Annotated in this window: 8 protein-coding genes; all 8 read left to right on the plus strand. The window is 49.2% G+C overall.

Annotated elements, in window-relative coordinates; genetic code table 11:
- Nucleotides 1-8: 8 nt before the first annotated feature.
- The 8 genes from murB (at nt 9) to ACO5GU_RS06515 (ending at nt 6,772) form a co-directional block, all read left to right on the plus strand.
- Nucleotides 9-923: a UDP-N-acetylmuramate dehydrogenase gene (gene murB / locus ACO5GU_RS06480; protein ID WP_484803048.1), complete on the plus strand. Its 915-nt coding sequence runs from the start codon at nt 9-11 to the stop codon at nt 921-923.
- Nucleotides 924-930: 7 nt separating this feature from the next.
- A complete protein-coding gene (locus tag ACO5GU_RS06485) occupies nt 931-1,989 on the plus strand; it encodes a cell division protein FtsQ/DivIB (protein ID WP_484853776.1) in 1,059 nt (352 codons plus the stop codon).
- A 247-nt stretch (nt 1,990-2,236) separates the two neighbouring features.
- Nucleotides 2,237-3,373, plus strand: coding sequence for a cell division protein FtsZ (gene ftsZ, locus ACO5GU_RS06490; RefSeq protein ID WP_198013755.1), 1,137 nt, complete (start codon nt 2,237-2,239; stop codon nt 3,371-3,373).
- 47 nt (nt 3,374-3,420) lie between these two features.
- Nucleotides 3,421-4,185, plus strand: a complete 765-nt coding sequence (locus tag ACO5GU_RS06495; protein WP_484909894.1) for a purine nucleoside phosphorylase YfiH/LACC1 family protein — start codon at nt 3,421-3,423, stop codon at nt 4,183-4,185.
- A 104-nt stretch (nt 4,186-4,289) separates the two neighbouring features.
- Nucleotides 4,290-5,024, plus strand: coding sequence for a YggS family pyridoxal phosphate-dependent enzyme (locus ACO5GU_RS06500; RefSeq protein WP_484909879.1), 735 nt, complete (start codon nt 4,290-4,292; stop codon nt 5,022-5,024).
- A 61-nt stretch (nt 5,025-5,085) separates the two neighbouring features.
- Nucleotides 5,086-5,766 (plus strand): cell division protein SepF, encoded by a 681-nt coding sequence (locus tag ACO5GU_RS06505; protein WP_484803052.1) that lies wholly within the window; start codon nt 5,086-5,088, stop codon nt 5,764-5,766.
- A 12-nt stretch (nt 5,767-5,778) separates the two neighbouring features.
- Nucleotides 5,779-6,057: a YggT family protein gene (locus ACO5GU_RS06510; RefSeq protein WP_484810691.1), complete on the plus strand. Its 279-nt coding sequence runs from the start codon at nt 5,779-5,781 to the stop codon at nt 6,055-6,057.
- A gap of 79 nt (nt 6,058-6,136) precedes the next feature.
- On the plus strand, nt 6,137-6,772 hold the full coding sequence (locus tag ACO5GU_RS06515; RefSeq protein ID WP_035428061.1) for a DivIVA domain-containing protein: 636 nt from the start codon (nt 6,137-6,139) through the stop codon (nt 6,770-6,772).
- Nucleotides 6,773-6,877: the final 105 nt, after the last annotated feature.

Genomic DNA, 6,877 nt, shown 5'->3' on the forward strand with positions numbered 1-6,877 from the left:
CCTCTGTCGTGAGCTTGTTTAACGCCTATGTAAGCCTTTCTGGGGCCCTTGATGCAACAATCAAGCAAGATGAGCCGCTGAGCCACCATACCTCCTTTAGGATTGGTGGTAAGGCGTCGCTTTTTGCTGCTGTTCATAGTCACGTGGCACTTGTGCGCGTGCTCGAAGTGCTTGCAGCTAATCGAGTTGATTGGGTGCTTTTGGGCAAGGGCTCAAACATTCTTGTCTCTGATAAGGGTTACAACGGCTGCGTTATTGTGCTCGACGATGAGCTTTCTACCATTTCAGTTGGCGAGAATAACCTCATTACTGCAGGTGCAGGTGCGCTTACGGCACGCGTTTGCAATGAGGCCATGAAAGCAGGTCTTTCTGGCCTTGAGATGTGTGCCGGTATCCCCGGAACTATCGGCGGCGCTCTTTCGATGAACGCAGGTACCAGGCATGATTGGATTGGTAAAGCCGTCCGTGATTGCGTGGTGCTAAAGCCTGGCAAGGGTCTTGTACGCTACGATGCCTCCGAGATTGAATGGGGTTATCGCTACACTACGTTTGCACCAGATGAGATCATTCTTGAGGCAACGTTTGCGCTGACAGCATCTAATCGTCCTAAAGTTGCTCTTGGCATGGATACCCTCTTGCAGCGTAGAAGAAATACTCAGCCAACTGGTCAGCTTTGCTGCGGTTCTGTTTTTAAGAATCCAGGTAGTAGGTCTGCTGGTGCACTTATTGAAGAGTGTGGTCTTAAGGGAGTTACTGAAGGCGGCGCACAGATTTCTGATGTTCATGCCAACTTTATTGTGAATACCGGTAACGCCACCGCCTCAGATGTCATTGCACTTATGCGCAGAGCACACGATGCGGTCCAAGAAAAGTTTGACATTGATCTTCAGCCAGAGGTTAAACTTCTGGGTTTTGGGGCATAGGGAAGATATGGCAGAAGATACTTCAAAGCAAACAACCCGCCGTAAAGGCACAAAAAGGGAGCCTTTATCGTCTGGTTCTACTCAGACGACAGGTGCTACTAAGCCTTCTTTTATGAGCAAGGCCTTTAAGCCTAAGCCAAAGGTTGAGGCTACAACTCCTGATGCCAAGCCTTCTGCTAAAAAGATTTCTGCCAAAAAGCCAAATAACGCTACAAAAACTGCAGCTCAAGCTCGTGCTGAGCGTATTAAACACAGCAGAAAGGTATCGTTTAAGGCAGTACGCACGGCCTTTATCGTTTTGCTTAGCCTTGCCCTTCTCGCTGGCATTGCTTTTCTCGTCCTACGTTCTTCCTCAGTCTTTGCTATTACCAACATTCAGGTTGAGCCAACAGAGCACGTTACTAACGAGCAAATTCAAAAGCTCATTGCAGTAGAAGAGGGAACAACGCTGCTCAATATGGATGAGTCCCTTATTACCGAGGAGCTTCAGAAGGACCCTTGGGTAGCTTCTGCAACGTACGAGAGGCAGTTCCCTAATACGCTGCGCATCACCATCACAGAGCGCAAGGTCACGGCCATAGTGGCGCTTTCTTCTGGTCCGGTTGCATGGTATCTGGGCGAGAATAACGTCTGGCTTGAGGCAGATCAGCTTAACGTGCCAGAAGGAAAAACTACCGCTACCGTTGCGCTTGAGAAGGCAACCTCAGAAGGTGAGCTGCTGATTACCGATGTTCCTGCAACGGTTTCTCCTGTAGCAGGCACCACGGCAACAGACGCAGAAATTCAAGCGGTTATGCAGTATCAGTCTACGTTCTCGTCAGAGCTCACGTCACAGATTGTAAGTTACTCAGCTAGTAGCGTTGATGCGATTTCTGTCACGCTTACCAATGGTGTACAGGTTGCCCTAGGCTCTCCAACACAGATTGCTGACAAAGAAAAAGTGATTCTGGCAATGCTTAAGCAGTTCCCAGGAGAGCTTACGTACTTGAACGTAAGAACACCTGCAAGCCCAACCTATAGGCGAGTTTCTACCGGAAATGTTCAGTCTGGCTCTGGTGTTTCGTAGGTAAACGCGCAAACAACGTGTGCCGTTAGGGAATAGTTTCCTACCGTTTACCAGGTTTCTTCACAATTTCTACATATTATTTGACTTGTATGGGTCAGTTGTGCAAATATACCCCGCTTTGCATGAAGCGTAAGCCTTAACTTGAGGTTTAGGGTTTTATACAGCGGTTCTGCGAGCGCATAAACGTAGCCTAAGCGCAGTCGCGCTCCGGGACAAACGGGCACAAGCGTGCCTCAAGGAGGAAGACATGATTAAGGACACCGATACCCTTAACAACTATCTTGCTGTTATCAAGGTTGTTGGCGTTGGTGGCGGCGGAACTAACGCTGTCAACCGCATGATTGAAGAAGGCATCCGTGGCGTTGAGTTCGTTGCTGTAAACACCGATGCACAGGCACTTGCAATCTCCGATGCAGACATTAAGGTTCACATCGGCACTGACATCACCAAGGGTCTTGGTGCTGGCGCTAACCCTGAGGTTGGTAAAGAGGCAGCAGAGGATAGCCGCGATGAGATCAAGGCAGCACTTGCTGGTGCTGATATGGTCTTTATCACTGCTGGCGAGGGTGGCGGTACTGGTACCGGCGCTGCTCCTGTTGTTGCTGATATTGCAAAGAATGACGTTGGCGCACTGACCGTTGGCGTTGTTACCAAGCCATTCTCCTTCGAGGGTCGTCGTCGTTATGGTTCTGCAGCTGACGGAATCAAGACTCTTTCCGAGAATGTTGATACTCTCATTGTTATTCCAAACGATCGTCTGCTTGATCTTTCTGAGAAGAAGACCACCATGCTTGAGGCATTCCGCATGGCTGACGACGTTCTATGCCAGGGCACCCAGGGTATTACCGACCTCATCACTGTTCCTGGCCTGATCAACCTCGACTTTGCAGACGTTTGCACCATCATGAAGGGTGCAGGTAGCGCAATGATGGGCATTGGTATTGCTGCTGGTGATAACCGCGCTGCAGATGCTGCAACCGAGGCAATTTCTAGCCGCCTGCTTGAGAGCTCCATCGAGGGTGCAACCCGCGTTCTTCTCTCTATTGCTGGCAATAAAGACCTTGGTATTCAGGAGATTAATGAGGCAGCTGACCTGGTTGCTAAGAACGTTGATCCTGACGCAAACATCATCTTTGGTACTGTTGTTGATGAGTCCCTGGGCGATCAGGTTCGCGTAACCGTTATCGCAACCGGCTTCAATGACTCTAACGTTCAGCAGCAGCTTCCAACCCTGAACACCCAGAGCGCAAGCCGTCCAAGCCGTCCTGCTCAGCCACAGCCAACTCGTCCTGTAGCTGCTCAGCCACAGCCTGCTCGCACCAACAACTCTTCTAATGAGAAAGAGTTTGATATTCCAGACTTCCTTAAGCGTAGCCGCATCTAAATATGTGCGCGCTGAATAGACAGTGCTTACACGGCGTGACCCTGCTCATGGATCCTGAGGTTCCATGCGGGGTCACGCTCGCATTTACTGAGCGTACTGGCGGTTTTTCAGAAGGGGAGTTTGCTTCCCTCAATCTGGGCAGTAGATGTGGAGACAATCTGCAACAGGTGCAAAAGAACCGCCTGCTGGTCTTAGAGGCTCTTGGAGCTGGCGAGTTTTTCTCGCAGCTCCTTATTCCTCATCAGGTGCACGGAAGCAAGGTAGTTTGTCTGACTTCCAATACATCAGAGGCTTTTGAACTGGCTAAAGCTGAGGCAGAAGCTGGTGCAGACGCCATAGTATGTACGGTTCAAAATACGCCTGTGATGTTGGCGTTTGCCGATTGTGTGCCGGTAATTCTTGTAGCTCCCGGTGGATTTGCAGTGGCACATTCTGGCTGGAAAGGCACAATTGCCCGCATTTCTGCGCGCGCAACCGAGGCGCTTTGCCAGGCAACTGGCGCCAAGTCTTCTGAGGTCAAGGCCTACATTGGTCCGCACATTGGCAGCGCTGACTACGAGGTTTCTCCAGAGCTCATTCAGATGTTCTCACAAGAGTTTGGTCCCGGCGTTGTAGACCGTGCATCTGGCGAGAGGTACTTAGATCTTGGATATGCCGTCAGAGCCGCACTGGTAGATGCTGGTGTACGAGCGTCTGCTATCGAAGAGGTTACTGACTCGACCGCCTCTACAACTGAGCGGTTCTTCTCGTACCGAGCAGAGCATGGCAAGTGCGGAAGACACGCGGCTGTTGCTTACATGGCGTCAAAGTAGGGTAGAAGACGTTTAGCGCTATCGGAGAAAACGTTTAGGTCTACGACAAAAATTGTTAAACGTTACGTAAGATGTTGAGGTATTCACCGCAAGAGATGATGGCTATGACGTACGATTCAGACGAATATCTTGAGTTTATAAAGGCTCGTAGAGCTCAGATTGAGTCACTTGTGGCGGATGCTGCAAAAAAGTCCGGCAGAAGCGCCTCTGAGATTGAAATTGTAGCTGTTTCCAAAACCGTACCTGTTGAGGCCGTCCTTGCAGCGTATAAGGGGGGCTATAGGGTTTTTGGCGAGAATCGCCCACAAGAGCTGACACATAAACTGACGTGTTTATCTGAAACTCCTTTTGCGTCTGAGATATCTTTTGACATGATTGGTAATCTTCAGAAGAACAAGATTAACCAGGTAGTTGGTAAGGTTCGCTACATTCATTCAATTTCTTCCGAACATCTTGCAGAGGCGGTTTCAAAGCGTGCTGAGGTGAAAGGTACTGAGGAGTCTGTTTTACTTGAGGTAAACGTCTCCGCTGAGGCCTCAAAATCGGGTTTCTCGCCAGAAGAAGTGTCAGAGTCTATTCAAAAGATTGTTGATCTTCCTCACATTTCTGTTGTGGGTCTGATGACTATGGCACCAAAAGATGATTCAGAGCGCGCCAAGAGAACATTCTCAGGACTTCGAGAATTGCGTGATCACTTGAGCCAACAAGTTGGTTTGAAGTTAGATGTTCTTTCTTGTGGCATGAGTGATGACTTTACGTATGCCATTGAAGAGGGTTCTACGACTATTCGCCTGGGTCGAGTATTGTTTGACCCAGCCTATACGTTGAGTAGGCACTAAAATAGTTGCAAGTTTTTGATACAGTAGTAAGAAGTTACGTGCGTTACAGAAAGGCACAATGATGAGCATTCTTGATACGCTAAGAGCAAAACTTCGTGGTGGTCAGGACGATGAGTACTACGACGATGAGTATTATGGCGACGAAGGCTATGACGAGGTAGACGAAGCTTCTCCTCGTTCGTACGATGATCGCGCACAGCAAGGCTCTTCCAACAGACTGTTGGGTAATCCATCCAGGCCAGAAGCAGAGAGTGTTTCTGTGTATACACGCTCTGGCAAGCCAATCAGCACAAATCCAGCCGCTTCTTACAATCCTCAGCAGGATATGCGCTCCCGTGCTTCTGCGTATGCATCTCGTCAGGAGCCCTCTGGATACACTCCTTCTTACGAGCACGCCGTAAGCCCAAATCTGCCAACTCCTGGTGATATTGGTCTTCGTCCTGTGAGCCGTACAAGCTATTCTGGACAGCTGCCACCATATGTTCTTCGTCCTGTTTCTTATGACGACGTTCAGTCGGTAGTTCGCCGCGTTCGTACTGGTCAGCCAGTTGTTCTTATCTTTAAGAACACCAACATTGAGGTTGCTAAGAGAATTTTGGACTTCAGCTTTGGTCTTTCTTATGGCCTTGATGGTGCTGTTGAAGAAGTTGCTGACCGCGTTTTTGTTGTACTTCCTCATGGCGTCTCTTTGACGCAGGCTGATCTTGATAAGCTTGCTGATGAGGGAGAGATTACCAGGTAACTGGAGGTTTTTGTGTTCTCGTATTATGTTTTAAACGCACTCTATACCTTGTTTAGGATTTACAGCGTCTGCATTGTGGTATGGTGCCTGTCCTCTTGGATTACCGTTTCAAATGATTCGGTTAGAAACATTCTTAAGGCTATTGGCAAAATTGTTGAGCCATATCTCAATGTGTTTAGGAAGGTGATTCCTCCAATTTCTGGCGTTGACCTCTCGCCGATTATTGCGCTTTTTGTGCTTAATCTTGTGGAACGTTTTGCCATTTCGACGCTGGGTCTTATACTAATATAGGAAACTAGTTTGTCTTTAATTACAAACTGAGTAGTTATGATGTGTGGTACGTCTACTCGCAGACTGAAAGGGAACAAAGATGGCAATCACACCAGCAGACATCGAGCAGCAGACATTCTCTCCTGCTGAGACCGGCTACAATCCAGAGGAAGTTGACGCATTTCTTGAGCAGCTCTCTTCTGAGGTTGATGCAATGCTTCAAAAGATCGCTGACCTTAAGGGCCGTCTGACCAGCACTGAGCAGCAGCTTGCTGCAGCACAGGCTCAGGTTGCAAACCTTGAGGAGAACGCAAGCGTTCCTTCTGTTGAGGAGACAAACGCAGCTGCTATCGCTGCATCCGAGCACCAGATTTCTCAGGTCCTCATTGTTGCTCAGCAGAGCGCAGATAAGCTTGTTGCAGACGCTCGTGCAAACGCTGAGCGCATCCGCAATGAGGCAGACCAGAAGGCTCGTGAGGTTATCCGTCAGGCTCTTGCAGAGAAGCAGACTGAGCTTGATGAGATTGATCGCCTCAAGCAGTCCCGTGAGGACTTCCGCGCTGAGTACCGTAAGCTCCTCCAGCACTTCCTGGATGACGCTGACTCTGTCTTCCCAGAGACTGTTCTTACCAACAATGCTCCAACTGGTTCCCAGAATGCTGCTCAGCCTGCAGCTCAGCAGACTCAGATTTCTGCACCTGCACCTGCAGCTGGTGACTTCAACGACCTTGACTAAGTCTTAGGTCATTACCTTTGTACTGATAAGCGCTCAGCTCTGCTGGGCGCTTTTTTTCGAGGCTTTAGCCTGTTGAGCGCGAGAAGCGCGCGAAACACAAAACCA

It is taken from the genome of Lancefieldella sp., assembly GCF_057237245.1.

Coding starts and splice junctions, on each gene's coding strand:
- ACO5GU_RS06485 (WP_484853776.1), top strand. CDS start 931: ATGGCAGAAGATACTTCAAAGCAAACAACCCGCCGTAAAGGCACAAAA.
- ftsZ (WP_198013755.1), top strand. CDS start 2,237: ATGATTAAGGACACCGATACCCTTAACAACTATCTTGCTGTTATCAAG.
- ACO5GU_RS06495 (WP_484909894.1), top strand. CDS start 3,421: ATGGATCCTGAGGTTCCATGCGGGGTCACGCTCGCATTTACTGAGCGT.
- ACO5GU_RS06500 (WP_484909879.1), top strand. CDS start 4,290: ATGACGTACGATTCAGACGAATATCTTGAGTTTATAAAGGCTCGTAGA.
- ACO5GU_RS06505 (WP_484803052.1), top strand. CDS start 5,086: ATGAGCATTCTTGATACGCTAAGAGCAAAACTTCGTGGTGGTCAGGAC.
- ACO5GU_RS06515 (WP_035428061.1), top strand. CDS start 6,137: ATGGCAATCACACCAGCAGACATCGAGCAGCAGACATTCTCTCCTGCT.